A 17124-nucleotide genomic window follows, 5' to 3' on the forward strand; every position below is an offset into this window, starting at 1 on the left:
CGGTCGCCGATCACATTGTCATTCACGTCGCTGCATCTGTGGATTCCTGTCCAGGCATCAGTACCGCATGTCATGCAGTCATGCCGGGATTCACCGGTATGCACGCATCTACGAGGAGTCGAACAATGTTTCTGACGCTTTATTTTCCACTCGCCGCGGCGCTCAGCGTGCGGCGCCTGCCGGAAGGATTTCTCGACAAACTGCTGGAAGGCAATCTCAACGCGGCTCGCACTCAGGCAAACCGCTGGACCGAAGAGGTCCATCAGCGTACCGATGTGCCATGGCTCCTGCAGCTCTATGCCGACATGCAAATGACACTTGGTATTGGTGACGAAGCAGAGGAGCAGTATCGCCGCGCGCAGAAAGCGATTCGCTCGCCGCGTGAGGCGATTCGTGCCGCTTCGTGCCGCAACGTCGGCTGGCAGGCATTGTTTCGTCATCGTTTTGCGACGTCGTTGTCGTGCTTTGCGCGCGTTGTCGACGAGACCGGCATCGAACCGGTGCAGCGGCTCGAAGCGCGCTTCGGCATTGCCTGCGCGCTGTATGAACTGGGGCAGTCGCGCGATGCATTCGACGCGCTCGACGAACTCGCCGCAATGGCCGCGTCACCTGACGAGGGCGGCTCGGCGGCATGGCGCGATGTTCTCGCGACACTGCGCTTCGATGTCGCCGTTCAACGCGAACTGCGTTCTTCCGTGCTGCTAAGCGATCACGTGTACTGGCAATCGGGCATGACCGACGAGCGCGTAGCCGGCAGTGGCGACGCCAGCGTGGCAGCCGATCGTCAGGAGACCGAGGCGTTGCGCGTACAGATACCGTTGCTGCGGGAGCGGATCGGATATCTGCAGCAACTGCGTGCGCTGATGAAGGGTGAGCGCGATGCGATGAGCGACATTGGCCTGCATCTGACCTGGGCCCAGAACGCGGGGCTGCACGAGTACCTGCGCACGACGCGCTTCGAGATTGTTCTTGCGGCGCTCGCGTCGGATGCTCCGCAGCTCGCGGAAGCCATGCTGGAGCCGCTGCATCGTACTGACTACGCGGCCTCGACGGGGCACCGTCAACTCGAGTATCTGTACTGCGTCGCCAAGGTGCGCCAGGTGCAGGGGCGCACGCTCGAATCGATGCAGCTGTACAGCCGCTACGCCTTGATTACGACGCAATGCCTGCGCGACGATGCACCGGCCATCGCGCCGTTCGCGAACCGGGCGGCGCGGCACGCGGCGCAACTCGACGACGTGGGCGCGCGTTTGCCGGCGAAGTACCGGCGCGCCTACCGTTACCTGCAGGAGAACCTCGATCGCCACGACCTCTCGGTGCGTGAGGTGGCGGCGGAAGTGGGGGTGACGGAGCGCGCGTTGCAAAGCGCATTCAAGAACTTCCTTGGCCTGTCGCCGACCGAGCTGATCCGGCGGCAACGCATGGAACGCATCCGCGCCGAACTGCTGCAGGACTCGTTCACGAGCGATCGCAGCGTGCTGTGCGCGGCCAACAAATGGGGCGTGCAAAACCGTTCGACGCTCGTCAGCGGCTATCGCAAGCAGTTTCACGAAGCGCCGTCAGAAACGCTGGGGCGATAAGCCCGGAGTTTTCGCGCCGGCGGCGCCGGTTGCGGCGACCAACCTACAATAATCGTGGATCCCTCGATGAACAAGAAACGGCTCATCTGCGCCGCCTTGCTGGCGGCGTCTCTGGCAATCGCGACGGGCGGCCATGTTGCCGACGCGGCGACGATTCACTGGCGCGGTTCAATGGTCCACATTTCGGCGGAAGGCAAGGACCTCAAGGACGTCCTGCGCGATTTCACCGCGGGCCAAGGGGTGCCGGCCACCATTTCGGACGACGTGCACGGCACGGTGACGGGGCAGTTCGATATGTCGCCGCAGCGCTTTCTCGACACCCTCGCATCGACCTTCGGTTTCGTCTGGTTCTATGACGGCAACGTGCTGTCGATCAGCGACGTCAATACCGTGACGCGTCAGGTCGTCAAACTCGATTATGCGAGCACGGCCGACTTGCGCGCCGCGCTCGACCAGTTGCACGTCGCGAATCCGCGTTTCCCGATCATGTACGACGCGAGCCAGGGCACGGCGCTCGTCAGCGGGCCTGTGCCGTATGTGCAACTGGTGGCGGAGGTCGCGCGCCGGCTCGACGACAATGCCGGGCAGCGTACCGGCTCGGAGGTGCGCGTGTTTTCGCTGCATCACGCGTGGGCGGCCGACCACAACGTCGAGATAGATGGCAACTCAGTGACGGTGCCCGGCGTTGCCAATGTGCTGGCGGGCATGTATCACCCGCAGGACAAGAGCGGCAGCAGTAGCAACGGCGGCCAGCGCAATGCGATCGTGCCGACCATGCGCCGTCTGCAACCGATGCAGGATGTGACCGGCGGCATGAATGGCGGCGGACTTCAGAACGGTGCCACGCCGCCGCCATTGCCGGCCGGGATGATGGGCGCGGGCGGCTCCACGGGGCCTGGCCTCGGCGGCTTGCTGAACGGCATGGGGGCGGGCGGCGCCGCGGCCTCGGGCATGCCGACCTTGCCGGGTTACGGCGGCAGCATGAGTGGCTCGAGCAACTCGGGCGGCGGGGGCGACTTTGCCTCGGCGCCCGGCGGCGGCTCGCAGTCGTTGCCGGTGATCGAGGCCGACCCACGTACGAACTCGGTACTGATTCGCGATTTGCCGCAACGCCTCGCGCAATATCAGACACTGATCGATCAACTCGATGTGAAGCCGAAGCTGATCGAAATTGAAGCGCACATCATCGAGATCGACGACAACGCGCTCAAGCAGATCGGGGTCGACTGGCGCGCTCATAACAGCCATGTGGACTTCCAGACAGGTAACGGCAATACGCAGCAGAATGGCTACAACGGCAACATCGATCCGATCTTCGGCACCTCGACCCTGGCCGACGGTTCCACGGTCATCAATACGACACCCGCGGGCGCGTCGTTGACCGCGGTCCTCGGCAATGCCGGGCGTTACCTGCTCGCACGCGTGAACGCATTACAGCAGACCAATCTTGCGAAGATCGACGCGAGTCCGAAGGTCGCGACCCTGAACAATGTCGAAGCCGTGATGGACCAGAAGACCCGTTTTTTCGTGCGGGTGTCAGGCTACACGTCGGCTGATCTTTACAGCGTTTCCACCGGCGTCTCGCTGCGCGTGCTGCCGCTTGTGGTCGACGAAAACGGCGCGACGCAAATCAAGCTCAATGTGCATATCGAAGATGGTTCCGTGACCAACCAGCAGGTCGACAACATCCCGATCATCACCACGAGCACGATCAATACCGAGTCGTTCGTGGGGCAGGGCGAGAGCCTGCTGATTGCGGGCTACCGCGTCGACAGTACGACCAATGGTGAAACCGGCGTGCCGGTGTTGTCGAAGATTCCGCTGGTCGGCGCGCTGTTTCGCTATCGCGACGACGAGCGCAGCCACATGGAGCGTCTGTTTCTGCTGTCGCCGCGCATCATCGAGTTCTGAATGCGTTAGTGAGGGGCAAGGGGCGCGCCGTGGGTGTAGTGGCGGCGCAGCCTGCAAAGGTCGCTTCGCGGGCGGGGTTGGACCAGGGCGGCGCGTTGCGTGCGGCCGCGCTATCCGGTGGATGGATTTCCGCATGCGGTGTTTCGTGCAGCACACACGCCTTCGCTTCGTCGCGGTTGGCCGGTACGGTTCGCTGCGCAAGCGCCGCCAGCACGGAAAGGGCGTGAGACTGTGCTTCGATGCAAGCGGCGGTGTCTACGCTTTCGCTCACGGCGCCTGACGGCGAGGCAAGCGCAACCCGTCCCTGCTCGGCGAGATCGGCGGGCACGGCAAGCGCTTCGATGCGATAGCCGTGTGCGTACATGGTCCGCAGATAAACCCCATGTGCGCCGTTGAGATCGAGTTTCTTGCGCAGTTTGTAGATGTGTTGTTCCAGCGTGCGTCCCACGATGTCCTCGGAACTGCTCCAAACCGCGCCTGCAATCTGACGCCGGCTCACGTACTCGCCAGGGCGGGAAAACAGCAGCCACGCAATCGCGAATTCGCGCGACGTCAGCCGGACCGGCTCGCCCTCGACAAGCACCTCACAAGTGCGGCGCTCGAGCCGGTAGGCACCGCATTCGAGCCGGTCGTCGGCGTCGGCGGCCTGAAGCGGCTGGAAACGCCGCAACGCGAGATGGACGCGCAACACCAGTTCGCGCGAGTCGATCGGCGAGAGCACAACGTCATCGGCACCGGCATCGAACAGATGCGTGATCTGCGTACGGTCGTCGCGGGCGCCGACCACGATCAGCGGTGCGCGGCGGTCGGCATAGCAGGCGCGCCGGGCTAACACCGGGCGCAGTGGATTGACACCCGTGTCGGCGTCGATGAGGATCGCGCTGTACTCTTCGCGATATACCGAACGCGCAAGCGCAACGTCATCGTCAAACTGACTGCAGGTTGCTCCGTCGGCTTCGAAACACTGACAGATCAACCTGAAAAGCGCCCCGCTTCGGGTCATTACTGCGAGTTTCATTTTTCCTCCGAATGGTCCTGGCGCGCGACGGACTCGTACGCGACGGGAACAACAGCCTGGCGATGGGGAGTTCGTTGCGAATGATCGGACAGTAGAGCTACAGATGAATCAAGGGTGTAACGGTTTGTTTCATTTAAATTGCAAAGTGTCACCAGGCTAATTTCCGGTTATTCGTAGACGAACTGGGCATCGCATTTTGTGAACAACTTATCGTCAGTTAGCGGGGAATTAGCTCACTGATATGGCTTGAGTATTTCTTTCGCCTTTTCCAAACCTTACGGTCGATTCGACCGGGTAGGGGGAAATCGCCCGTCCTGCCGGGCCTGCAATGACAAATCTTTCGAAAATGAAAGTAAAAATTAAGCTAATTGAGCTTTTGTTTGCTGTTTGAATATTCATTGCTTCCTGCAAGTTCGTTTTTCAAAACATCAGACCGCATTGAACCGGTAATCCGTATGCCGCGTATTGCATCCGTATTGCTATTTGGGAAAAATTTACGAATGCGGCATTCGTGAGGATTGTTGAGCGTGTGGTTGTGCCGCTTGCTTAGGATCGAATCTGCAAGCTGCCAGCACGGAGGTTACCCATCACGCTGCGCAGATATCTGCCAGGGAGCCCATCCAATGCCGTTTTTATCCAGCGCCTGGTATGTCGCTGCATTCAGCCGCGAGATCACCGCAGACGCGCCATTTGCGCGCACGTTGCTCGACCGCACGGTCGTGCTCTACCGCGAGGCGAGCGGTGCAGTGGTCGCGCTCGACGATCGTTGCCCGCACCGCTTCGCGCCGCTTTCGCGCGGGCGCCTGATCGGTGGTGCGCTCGAATGTCCCTACCACGGTCTGCGTTTCGGCGCGGCGGGCACCTGTGTACTCAATCCACACGGCGATGGACGTGTGCCCGCCGGGGCGGTAGTGCGGCGCTATCCCACCCGCGAGCGTTACGGCGCGATCTGGATCTGGCTTGGCGAGGCCCGCGAAGCCGAGACGGTGCCGCTGCCCGATTTCGAGTTCCTCGACCCGCTACGCAATTTCACCTGCGACGGGTATCTATTGACGCGGGCGAACTATCAGTTGAGTGCCGACAATCTGCTGGACCTCAGTCATTTCCAGTACCTGCATCCGGATACACTCGGCAGCGACATGATGGCGCGCGGCACGGTGCAATCGGCAAGCGAGGGCGACACGGTATGGGTGCGCCGCAGCATGCGGGGGGAAATACTGCAGCCGTTTGTCGGGCAGGCGTTTGGCGTAGCGGATGGCAAGGCGGCGGATCGCGACCTGGACGTGCGCTGGCAACCGCCCGGTCTGCTGACGATCACGGTCAGCGTGCGCGAAGCGGGGGCACCGCCGGAAATGACGCGCGTCGGAATGTCCGCCCACTGGTTGACGCCCGAAACGGCCAACAGTACCCATTATTTCTTCGCCTTCGGATTGCCGCGCGAGATGGGCGCGGAGGGCGAGGCGCTCGTTCAGTTCTCGGTAGAAGGGTTGATGAAGCCATTCCGTGACGAGGATCTGCCGATGCTGGAAGCGCAACAACGGGCCATCGGCGAGCGCGATTTCTGGTCGCTGCGCCCGGCGCTGTTGCCGATCGATGCGGGTGCGGTTCGCGCAAGACGCATTATGGAGCGGTTGATTGCCGACGACCTCGCGTACCTCAATGCGGCAGCGCCGGGCGTGCAGCAGCGCGCCGCCGATCGTGTTGGCGAGGTGTCGGGCCTGTGAGTCGGATTAAGAGTCAGCGCATGAGCCAGGCCTGCCGGTGAGGCTCATGAAGCAGTCCGGTAGCTGATCATCCACCAGCGCCCATTGGTGTCAGTCGAATAAACTGCCTGCTCGGCGATACCCGCCAGCAGACCGGCGAGTTCGGCTTCGGTTGGAAAATTCTTGACGATCTCGAACCGGGTGCCGTCGAGCAAACTTCGCTCCTCGAGTAGATCGCCTTCGTCGTTGAAACGCCGTTTGCCGTGCCATTCGTACGGCAGTTGGTCGGCGAAGATGACCCGTGCACCAGGCGCCAGTTTGCCGTGCAGTGTGCTCAGGAAGGCTGGAATTTTCGACTTCGGCATATGTGACCACCAGAACAGCGCGAAGGCCGCGCTGAAGAGGCCCGACACGCCTTCGAGGGAATACGCGTCGGCAGGCTGGCATTGAACGTGGTTGCTCAACGCCATTCTTGGTTGTGCAAGCGCAAGCGAGGCCGCGTCGCGATCCGTCGCCCGTACCGAACGCGCTGTTGCCGCGACGACGTTTGTCCAGTAACCGGTCCCGCACGCAACTTCGAGCGCGTCGTGGTCTTTGAGCTCAGCCTGAAGGCGAGCCTGCAGCGCAGCGAGATGCCGCTCCACGAGGGGCGTGCCATAGCCGACGGAGACGTCATATTCCGGCGCACGCGCTGCGTAGTACGCTGCGTGCGGGTCCGCGCAAGGCCTCACGGTATGGATGTTTGCATGTGTATTGCGCTCGCGCTGCGGTGGCGCATCGGCCGGTTGATGGTGAGTGTCGGTCGCGGACATGGTGTTATTCCTCCTTGAGCAGTTTTTCTGATAGCGGCAACAATGCTGCCCGCTCGGCGTTGCCGACGCCTTCGCTCAGACGGGCCATGGCAGCCAGCGGGAGCCAGCGTGCGAGACGTGCGGGCCCGTCGGGCAAACAGGCAAGCTCGAAATAGCGCTTCACGTACGTGTCGTGAACCTGCCGGCGTGCCCCCTCTTCACGCGGTGATATCACGTGTGTTTCCGACGTGCGGCCAAAAAGTAGGAGAACCGATGTTTTCGCCAGGTCGCCGATCGCGCTGCCGCGTTCCGCGGACAGCCAGTCAATCAGCGAGACGGTTCCGTCACGGCAGACGAGCACATTCGCGGGATGGAAATCGCCATGGCAAAGGCACATATCAGCCGCATCGCGTGCCTCGAGCGTTATCAGCGCGGCAAGCGCTTGCAGCGCCGCGGCGCGAAGCTGACGCGGCAGGTCCGGCGCCGCCTCGATCGACCAGCGCAATTTCGCGTGCTGGGGCGGCAGGCCGGACAGCCCTGTGTGAGCGCCAGCCTGGATACGATGCATTGCGAAATGAAGGTCGGCCAGTTGCTCACCGCAGCGTGCGAGAGGAGCACGACATCCGGTCTCGCGCATCGCAGTGACAATGAGTTGTCCCATGGCGCGCCGGTAGAGTAATCCGTGGCGTCCCGAGACCGCGACGATTCCACCTGAGGACGGCACACGGAATGCCGGATTCTCGCAGGTTGCGCGGCATATACAATCGACGAGACTGGCTTCCAGTTCGATCTGCCGCAACGGATAACCCGAGCGAAACAGCTTCACGACCCAACCCGGCGACCATTCGAACACCTCAGACGTGCGGCCGACGCCAAGCGGTGTTGTCTGCGCAGTGAGTTCGAAGCTCGGCCTGGTGAGCGTTTCCCCCACGGGCCGCCTCTAGACGCCGCTACCCGGCGCCGTGGTGCCCGGTGTGAGCGCCGGGCGCGGCGTGACCGGTTCCCACATTGTCAGTCCGATGCCGCTTTGCGTCTGTTCGTGCGAGGCGCGCACGCCATACTTCCAGCCCTGCGAACTGCTGCGCGCCGTCTCCCGCAGCCCGTACAGGCCGAGTGGCCGCCATGCGTGCGGGTCGTTCAGTTCGTCCTGCATCTTCGTTTCCAGCGCACGCAGTTTCGCGTCGATGGCGGCACGCTCGCGTCGGCTCGGGGCGTTGCTGCGTTGTTCGTTTAACTGACTGCTGAGCGTCAGATAATGGTTCAGTTTGGGCACGCGCTCTTCCTTGATGATCCAGCGCTCGCCAAATGCGAATTCGCCGGATGATTCATCCTGGACCTCCCCGATCACCTGTTCCAGCCGCTGCGGCCCCACGCCGTCTACCCAGGCGGGATTGGCGCGGATCGCATGGCCCCAGTCGTCCGGGTTGCGGTACATCACGTCGCGCAGCATGAATTCGGGCACGAAGCCGCGATTGTCGCGGGTCAGATAAACAAAGCCGGAACGCCCGAGGCGCGCGAACTCCGCCGACGCCGCCGCGAGTGTCTTGCTCGCCGCGCTGACGGATTTCACGTCGCCCTTTCCATCGCCGTTATGGATCAGGCGCGGCGCGAATTGCGCGCCGGCGCCCGCGGTGACGGTGTTCTGGAAGATGGTCGAATCGACGACGTTGGTGAACTCGCCCGCTTCGGTGCGATTGCCGCCCGCGAACAACGTCGTGTTCAAACCCGCGTTGACGTAGATGCCGACGCGATTCGGCGCATCGGGACTATCGTCGACGTTCGCGCGTACCGCGGCGCCGGCGGTTGGGGTGGCGGTGACAGTGGTTGCACCGTAGGTCTGTGAAGACAGCGAGATGCGCGGATTGTGCGCCGTGAATTCCGCGAGCTTTTGCATGAAGCTTTCCGGCGATGCCGATTGTTCGATCGCATCCCAGTACGCGTCGACCATTTCGCTGCTGTCGTCGCGCCACTGATTGGGATCAGGCGTGTGGCCAAGGCGCGTTGCCGAGGCGCGGTGCGCGCGCAGCACAACCGTGTCTTCACGCGAGACCGCGCCGTTGACGGAGGCGGAGGCCACCGCGCCGGCGATGCCTTTCACCTTGCCAATCTCGCCGCCGATGCCGAGAAACCCCTGTGCCCCAAGCGATGTGTTCAGCCGGTTGCGTGTGCCAAATTGCATCTGGCCGCCGTCATACGCAGTACCGACTGCGTAAACCGCGTCACGGCCGCCCATGGCCGCGAGGATCGGCCCTACCGACGTCAGCCTGACCTTGGCCGGCAGATTGGCCCAAAGGTTCGCGTCGAGCCCTAGCATGCCACCGTCATAAGACGTGTAGATCGTGCCGAGGATGTTTTGCTCCATCAACTCGTGCTGCTGGTCGCGCAGATTTTCTGTCGAGATGCGTTCGAGCGGTGCGATGCCTGGTTGGGTGGTCAGTTCGCGTGCCGCGTCGATCTTTTCGCGCAACTGTTCGGCGCGTGCCGGGTCGTCCTGCTTCATGCCGCTTGCGATCGTCCAGCGTTCGAGGGCGGCGAGCGTGAAACCGGTTTTCGCATCGTCGCTGGCGGCGCCCTGGGTCATCTCCTTGACGAAGGCGTCACGCTGCGTCCGGTTGTCGAACAGGTCCAGCGTCTGCTGGATCAACCCAGCGTTGGTTCCCGTGCGCATGCTTTCAACGCTGGCACGTGCGTTCTGCCACATCCGCTGCGCTTCGCGCCGGCTGACGCCGAACGATTCAGGGCGGCGTTTCTGCAGTTCGCGCGGGGCGGCATTGGCCGGGATGTCGGGGCGGGCCGCGTGCCAGGTTTCGAGGCGGCCGACATTGAGCGCCATGGTCATCAGCGTGGCCGGATTCGCCGCGTGTGGCATCTGCTGCCGGCTGTATTCCAGCAACCCGGTGCGTACGTCGACAAGAGCGGTGTCGTACTGGCCGCGCAAGGTGTCGAAGAAGGGCGCGTCCGCGCCGAGCATATTCGGGGTCGTCCGGTAGGGCGTGCGCTGCTTGCTGAAGGCGCGCGGGACATCGTGTGCGGCGAGCGCCACGCGCGCTTTGGTGCGGGCCATGCGCTGTGCGGGAGGGGCCCCGTCGATCGAGCCCATTGCACGATCTTTCAGCGCCTGCCGTTTGGCACCCAGCTCGACCCATTTCGTGCCGCCCTCGTAAAGCAGGTGCGAGGCTTTGTCGAGCGGCGAACCGCGGCCGCTTTCATCGAAGCCCCATTGCCACGTCCTGTAGGCCGTGATCTGTTCCGGTGAACAGGCGCCGATGTCATGCGTGCCGGTGGATGCGTCGGGCAGTTGCCGGGCGGCTGTCAGCGCGAGCGTTGCTTGCCGGGCGCGCGGGTCGCCGAGCAAGCGGTCGCGCGTGCGGTCCGGATTGAGCGCCGCGGGTGTCGCGCCCAGGTTCTTCTCCAGCGTACGCAGCTTATGGCCGGCCTGCAGATAGACCACCAGCCGCGCCGCCTTGCCGTTGCCGCGTTCGCAATCGGCTTGCGCCGCGCCGTACTGCAGACGCAATAGCGCGTCGAGCGCCGCACAGCGCGTGTGGGCGAGATCCTGCGCGCATTGCCATGCTTTCTCTTCGATGGTTTCGTTCGGCGCACGGGTGCGCGAGTCTTCGATATCAAGCGGTTCCTGCAAGCGCGCAAGGATCTGCGCTGCGCTTCGTGCGTCGCCGCCGCTTGCCTGCGCGAGGGCGTTCGCGAGCGGCATCGTGCAATCGCGGGGCAGGCGTTCGACCATGGCCGGCAGCGCGGGATCGGCTTGTGCGGGTCGCGGCCGGCGCAATGTCAGACCGTCGAGCAGCGCGTTCAACGCTTGTCCATGATCGGCCAGCGCCTGCGGGCCGTTGCCCTCAGGTGGAGGGAAGAGCGCGCTGACCGCGAGCGTCGGGGTTTCGAAACGCGTGTCGAGATCGTCGGCCCACACGCGTGCTTCAGCGCTCAACTTACGCTGCCGCGTGCGGGTCAGAAACGATTTGATCGCCCGCGGACTCATGAACTTCGGCACTGGCACGCCCCGGCTTGCCGCGCCGCCGGTGACCAGATGCGCGCTCGCGCGCTCGACCGAACTGCTGCCGAGCAAGCCACCCTGCGGACCCATGCGCACTTCATTGCGCGCCGGCGGCGAAGGTTCGGGAAGCGGCGTTCTGCGGGGTGGGCGAGGCAGCGAGGCATCGGCAAGGGGATTCGTCAGTCCGCCTCCCGAGACCTTGGTCGATTCGAGCTTGGTGAGCGTTGTCGTGCTGGTGCGAAAGAGTCGTGTGACGGGGTTGTGTCTGGCTTTGTCCGCGGCCTGCGCGAGTCCGCCAAGCGGTGTGTCGGGCGCGGCTCCGGTCTGTGGCGTCGATGCGGGTGGCGAAGCCTGAGGGCCGGGCGGGTTTGACGCATGCGCGCTGCTGCCCGGCAACAGTGTGCTTAGCCATGACATGGGACGAAAGTTCATCGGCTTCTCCGGAACATGCAGCAGTGGTGCTTTTACTGCCCTTGAGCCGGTGCCGTGCCCGGGGTTTCCGTGTGCGACACGACAACGGCGGGTTCGGCAACCGGCGTGGCGGCCGCATCGGCAGCGGCTGGCTCCGCAGCCCGATAGAACAGATACGTCGCGGTATAGGGGACAAACAGCGACATCCCCTCCTGGTCGCACGAAGGGACGGGCGGCAGGCCGCCAGAGGTTCGCACTCGCTGTACCGAGCTGGTTTTCGCAAAGCGCCCCTGACCTTGCCGCTCGCCTGCGTTGAATTTCGCGGTGAGGCGCTGCCACGGCAGCGCACTCGTCGTGACGATCTCTTCGGCCGCCACGCGGCCAATTACATAACTTCCGTCGTAGGCCGTGAAATAGCGTCCGGGTGCGACCGTGCCGACGCTCTGCCGCGCGCCGTCGACCAGCGTTGCTTCCGAACCGGTTGAGACCCAGGACAGCCGCTCGCCGCTACGGCGGCAACTGTAGGTCGTGTCGCCGACGGCGGTGAGCGCATCCTGAAGGATTTCCTGCGGCGTCGCGCGCAACGACGCGGGCAAAGTTTCGTTGGCCGGTGGAATCTGCTCGGCCGAAGGCGGGTGGGCACAGGCAGCGAGCAAAACGGCGAGCGCCGCAGCCGATGTGGTCCGAACCGCCTGCGATGCGCAACGATTCCGGCTCGAGGCCACGACGTCGCACGAAAGCACGACAAAACGGAGCGCGGACAGCGTACGTAATGAGGTCGTGAAAAGTTTCATCGAAGCGGCAGGCTCACCTGGGGGCAAGGTACGAAGTACAACTCAAAGAACGTGCACCGGGCGTGTGCAATCCGAATTTTTGAATGACCAGACGCACCGGCACGAAACGCGGCGTGCATTCGCGGCATTGCGCCCGGCTTCGCACGCGACAAAGCACGTTGCGGGCGCCGGCATGAAAGTATGGATTCCGTGACTCCGGCGCCCAAACCTTGAATGAAGCCCCTCGTTCTGAAATCCATGCCGCCCGGGCAGGCTTGCCCTCAGTTCGCCGTCCAGTCCGCCGCACGATTCGCGCCATTGCGGCGCGGGGCGCCACGATGTGCGTGACTCGCAGCGAACGTGCCCAGCCATCGGCGCAGCTTGCACCGTTGCTGTACGAGCGCGTGGCCGAGCATTACCTGCCTACCGCGCGACCAGCAAGCGTGAGTGTCAGGGTGGCGGATGCCCCTGAACTCGATTGCAGCTATGTGCTGGGCGAACGGCTGACGATGTCGCGCACCGTCGCGTCTGCCGACGCTGTCATTACGCTGACGCACGGCGCGCTGACATGGGCCCTTGCTGAACCATCCGCGTTCGACTGGCGCAACGAGGCTTTTCTGCGGGCTTGCAACGGGTGCTTCCAGGTGGCTGGCGAGACCCGTTTCGCTTACTACTGGCTGCAACTGCTCAAGCGCCCGGAACCCGCTGCGCGCGCCGCGCTGGCTCGCGCGCGGGCGGTCGCGCCGGCGGCGCTCGCGACAGTGCCGGCTACCACCAGGTGCGATCGTGCAGCGATGCTAGACGCCGTGCGATGCAGCACGCCGCTGCATCTGCAAGGTGTGCTCGATTGGCCGGCGGTGCAATGGGATTGCGTCGAATGGGATGCGCGCTACGGCGACATCGTGCTGCGCGAGGCGGCAGCCGGCGGCGATCCGCTGCGGTTGCGCGACGTGCTGCCGGTGCCCGCCCGTGCGCGCGATGCCGGGCATGGCGATCAACACCGCGGCGTGCCGCCACCCTATACCGACGGATGTCTGCTGCCTGACGAGTTCGCGCCATTGTTTGCGTTGCCCGGTTTGCCCGCTGACGCGTTCAGCGCGGCCCAGCTATGGAGCGGACCGCGGCGCGACAGCGTCGTCACGGGCCTGCATTGCGATATCGCCAGTTCCTTTCTGGCGCAGGTATATGGCTGCAAGAAGGTGCGGCTGTTCGCGCCGGGACAAAGCGATCTGCTCTATGTTGTCGAGGCGTTCAATTCGCACCAGCTATGCTGCGTCAATGCCGATAAACCGGACCTGACGCGTTTTCCGCGTTTTGCGCAAGCAACGTATGCTGACCTGATTCTCGAACCTGGCGATCTTCTGATCGTGCCGACCGGCTGGTATCACTGCACGTGGGCGCTCGACGATGTGCTGTCGGTCAGCCGGTTCATGCGTGACGAGGTGGCGCAGAGGCTGGCATAGCGCGTTCGCGGCAAAGACTCTGGCCGATCCGCATTTCGTTTTTTCGTTCGTCGCTGCGCATGCCGCCCTGCAGTGGTCGATGCCTCGTTCTAAGGTGGGGGACGCCTCAAAGCGTGTCCACCGCATCGGGTGTTCAATCACAAGGCGCGCTGCGAAGCCGCCCGCGCACGCCGCGAAAGGAATTGTCATGTCGAATAGCGCAATTTCCGCGTTATCTTTTTCGCCCACGTCGTTCTCGACGTCCTACGACGCCGCTTCGTTTCAGCAGGCACCTGGCGCACAGGGCGGAGACGATACCGGCTACTGGACTTCGTGGCAAAACAAGATCGACAGTTCCAGTTCGAAATGGGACGCAGCGGGTAGTGCGTCGAATAGCGCTCTGGATGACGCATTACAGCAACTGCTGGCCGCGCTGATGGAAGTGATGAGCGAATCGAGCTCGTCCGACGGCGCTTCGGGTGGCACAGGGTACGGAGGCGGAAACGGCGGAGGCGGCGGCTTTACGTCCGCCCGCCGCGCGAGCTCGTCTTCGGGCGGCAGCGCGGCGAGCTCGGGCCAGCAGGGCGATACGAACGTGAAGCGCGCCGGCTCAGGCAACCCGGCGGGCATTGCCGAAGGGCTGCTCAATACGTCGGCAGCCAGCATCATGCAGAACCAGCAAGTGCCGATGGATAAGGGCATTCCGACCGACGTGTGCTGCGCGAACTTCGCCTCCGCCTGCCTCGTCAAGGCCGGTGAGCTGCCGGATTCGCAACACACGAATAGCGTTGGTACGCTCGCTAGCGAGCTCAAGGGCGATGGCTGGCACGACGAAAGCAGAAGCCAGGCAAAACCGGGCGACGTGTGTATCGTCGGCGGCGACGAGCATGTCGAGATTGTCGCGAGCAATGACAACGGCCGCATCACCCTGGTGGGTTCAAACAATACGGATGGTGGTTCCGGTCCACAGGTCGTTTCGTACGACAACTGGACTGGCAATCAGGACGACGTTCAGTTCCTGTCGCAGTAACCGGTTCCGATGCGCCGTCGTTGCGCAATCAATGTAGTTCGGTATCCATAGTTATTTGCGAAATGCAGGTTCGTTTGACCGTCGCTGGCGTCGCCTCGCCGAATATGACGGTTCTATTGCGCTCGTAAAGTGGCCCCTTGCTGTATCCCCGATATGACGATACGGAAGGTGTCTCATTATGGATGGAAAAATCACTGGGTCGGGTGGTCCCGATCCCGACCGCAACATCGGCCGGGCGAATGAGCCTTCGGAACCAGCGGCCTCGCCAGAGCCCACCGGGCAGCCCAAGGGGCCGTCTGTACTGAAACGCCTTGCAGATTTCGCGCCGGCGAAACAGATCGCGGCAAGGTTTGGCAAAACCGGCGACGCCAAAGCGCCACTCGCGCCCGCGGATGACACCGAGCAACAGGAAGCACGGGTATCTGCGCGGCTCGACCGTCTGTTGACCGCAAACGATCTGCGCGACGTTTCCCGATTTCACGTCGAAGGCGGCGCGCTGGACGCAGCGAAAGCGCTCGAACACGCCGATAGGGTGATGATCCTCACGGGCTTTTCCGTCGACCATACTGATCCTGCGAATCCCGCCAGTCCAGGCTTGCCGGAGACCGATGGCCCGCCGGGCGCCGCCGCGCTTGCGCATGCACTGTGGGAGCTTGGCAAGGTGGTTACCTTCGTCACCGACAAGGCCAACGAACCTGTCCTGCGCGCGGCGGTGAAAGCGCTGAATCCGGAGGCAGAGCGATATGCCCGCTTCGACATCATGGACGCATCGCATGCGGGCCATGCCGCCTCGAAGCAGGCGGACGCGCTTCTCGACAAGCATCGTCCCGATGCGGTGGTGGCAATCGAATTGCCCAGCCGCAACGAAAATGGCGATCGCCTCAATATGCGCGGCAAGAACATCAACGGTTTCAACGCGCCGGTCGACCAGTTGCTGATCAACGCGGGAAAGCGCGACGACATCACGACCGTCGGTGTCGGTGACGGCGGTAACGAAGCCGGCATGGGCGGCCTGGATGGAATACCTAAAGCGCTCGATGGCGCGACGATGGCCGCTGCCGTGCCGGCCGACCATCCGGTAACGGCATGGAACTCGAACCTGGGGGCGACGGCGATCGGCGCGGTGATGCTGCAGCGTGCCGGCAAACTCGGTAAGTTGCTCACGGGCGAACAGCAGGACAACGCGATTCGCGCGACCATCGAAGCCGGTGCGGTGGACGGCGTCACGCGTGGCCGCGAGGTCAATCAACCCACCGCGGACGGGCGGAACTACACGGGTGTCGATGGCCACTCGCTCGATGTGCATCGGGGGATGCTCGAACTGCTGCGGACCAATGTTGCGCAACTGCCGCAAGGTGGGATCGTCGCGAAACGCTCGCCCGACCACGACAAGCCATTCCTTGTCGGCTTGTTCGATTCGGGCAACGGCGGACTGATTGCTGCGCGAAATGTCGCCAAGTTTCTGCAGTATCGCTCGGCAAGCAAGTCGCGCTTCGTGATCGTGACGGATCATGGCGCGGGTGCGTATGGCGGCAAAAACAGCGAGGAACTCGTCTCGCTGGTCGGCAAGGGCTTGAAGACCGGCCAGGAGGTCGGTGTGGACGTCATTGCGATGGCGTGCAATACGGCCTGTACCGCGTTTCCAGAGGCGCTGGATGGCGTCTATGTGCCGGTCATCGATCTGATCGAAACGACGGCGGCCGAGATTCCCCGTCACGGCGGTGAGCGGCCGGCCATGCTGGCGACACAAAAAACCGCCGATTCGCCCGATTACCGTACGAAGATCGCGCAATACGCGCGCGCCGGCGACGATCAGTCGAAGCGCAACGTCAGGCTGCGGGACGGCTACGCAATCGGCGCACCGGGCTGGGCGGAACTGGTGAACGATCTCGACCACCTGAGCGAGGATCCCGAGGTCTCGCGCAGAGTGGACGCGGCCGTCGCGCAGTATGTGGACAAGGTGCCGCGGGATGCCACGTCGCTATGGCTATGCTGTACCCACTATCCAGCGTTGAAGGAACGGATCGAAAAGCGGCTCGAAGAGCGTGGCATGGGTCACGTGCCGGTGATCGATCCTATGGAGTACCAGGCGGATAAGGTCATCCAGTTTCTGGACGAGGAGGCCATTGTCGATCGGCACGACCGGCTCGCCACGTTCTCGCCGGTGGTGCTGACCACCAGCACGGAACCCGGAGCGGTCGAGCAGTCCGCGCTGAAGCTTCTGAACCGGGACGACGCACAAGTGGTCCACACGCAGTTCAGCGAGGGTCACACGATCGAGTTGGTCTCGCCGTTGCGCGCCGGCCAGAACAGCGCGACCCAGGGGCGTCCGAAGCCGCATCGTCTGCTGCCGAAACGCAAGCCGGAGCAAGGCGATCATCCTCCTGGGCCGTCATCCACGTAACGTGGCCATCGACTCCATCAAGCGCACCTGGTCCGATTGACGGAGGCGC

Annotated in this window: 11 protein-coding genes; 6 read left to right on the top strand and 5 right to left on the bottom strand. The window is 63.5% G+C overall.

Annotated elements, in window-relative coordinates:
- Positions 1-125 precede the first annotated feature (125 nt).
- Positions 126-1580 carry a helix-turn-helix transcriptional regulator gene (locus BCY88_RS36185; RefSeq protein WP_120348870.1) on the top strand — a complete coding sequence of 485 codons (1455 nt, stop codon included), beginning with the start codon at positions 126-128 and terminating at the stop codon, positions 1578-1580.
- A gap of 66 nt (positions 1581-1646) precedes the next feature.
- Positions 1647-3491, top strand: a complete 1845-nt coding sequence (gene sctC / locus BCY88_RS36190; protein WP_120348871.1) for a type III secretion system outer membrane ring subunit SctC — start codon at positions 1647-1649, stop codon at positions 3489-3491.
- Here the strand turns inward: sctC and BCY88_RS36195 are convergent.
- A complete protein-coding gene (locus BCY88_RS36195; RefSeq protein WP_120348872.1) occupies positions 3478-4509 on the bottom strand; it encodes a response regulator transcription factor in 1032 nt (343 codons plus the stop codon). The two genes, sctC and BCY88_RS36195, sit on opposite strands and share 14 nt — an antisense overlap.
- A 623-nt stretch (positions 4510-5132) precedes the next feature.
- Between BCY88_RS36195 and BCY88_RS36200 the strand changes: the two genes are divergently transcribed.
- Entirely contained in the window at positions 5133-6233 is a 1101-nt protein-coding gene (locus tag BCY88_RS36200; protein ID WP_120348873.1) for an aromatic ring-hydroxylating dioxygenase subunit alpha, read from the top strand.
- Positions 6234-6277: 44 nt separating this feature from the next.
- Here the strand turns inward: BCY88_RS36200 and BCY88_RS36205 are convergent, their stop codons facing one another.
- From BCY88_RS36205 to BCY88_RS36220, 4 genes are read right to left on the bottom strand one after another with little or no spacing between them, the layout of a single operon-like run.
- Positions 6278-7024, bottom strand: coding sequence for a class I SAM-dependent methyltransferase (locus BCY88_RS36205; protein ID WP_120348874.1), 747 nt, complete (start codon positions 7022-7024; stop codon positions 6278-6280).
- Between the two features lie 4 nt (positions 7025-7028).
- Positions 7029-7934, bottom strand: a complete 906-nt coding sequence (locus tag BCY88_RS36210; protein ID WP_120348875.1) for an aminoglycoside phosphotransferase family protein — start codon at positions 7932-7934, stop codon at positions 7029-7031.
- Between the two features lie 9 nt (positions 7935-7943).
- Positions 7944-11447 (bottom strand): hypothetical protein, encoded by a 3504-nt coding sequence (locus tag BCY88_RS36215; protein ID WP_120348876.1) that lies wholly within the window; start codon positions 11445-11447, stop codon positions 7944-7946.
- 32 nt (positions 11448-11479) lie between these two features.
- On the bottom strand, positions 11480-12220 hold the full coding sequence (locus BCY88_RS36220) for a DUF3455 domain-containing protein (RefSeq protein WP_120348877.1): 741 nt from the start codon (positions 12218-12220) through the stop codon (positions 11480-11482).
- A gap of 323 nt (positions 12221-12543) precedes the next feature.
- On the opposite strand from BCY88_RS36220, the gene BCY88_RS36225 reads away from it, so the two are divergent.
- From BCY88_RS36225 to BCY88_RS36235, 3 genes are all read left to right on the top strand, one after another.
- Positions 12544-13662: a cupin-like domain-containing protein gene (locus BCY88_RS36225; RefSeq protein ID WP_183081536.1), complete on the top strand. Its 1119-nt coding sequence runs from the start codon at positions 12544-12546 to the stop codon at positions 13660-13662.
- 187 nt (positions 13663-13849) lie between these two features.
- Positions 13850-14671 carry a hypothetical protein gene (locus tag BCY88_RS36230; RefSeq protein ID WP_120348879.1) on the top strand — a complete coding sequence of 274 codons (822 nt, stop codon included), beginning with the start codon at positions 13850-13852 and terminating at the stop codon, positions 14669-14671.
- Between the two features lie 178 nt (positions 14672-14849).
- Positions 14850-17075 carry a glutamate cyclase domain-containing protein gene (locus BCY88_RS36235; protein WP_120348880.1) on the top strand — a complete coding sequence of 742 codons (2226 nt, stop codon included), beginning with the start codon at positions 14850-14852 and terminating at the stop codon, positions 17073-17075.
- The last annotated feature ends 49 nt before the right edge of the window (positions 17076-17124 follow it).

The sequence above is a fragment of the Paraburkholderia fungorum genome (assembly GCF_003610895.1).
Classification (GTDB): Bacteria; Pseudomonadota; Gammaproteobacteria; order Burkholderiales; family Burkholderiaceae; genus Paraburkholderia; species Paraburkholderia fungorum_B.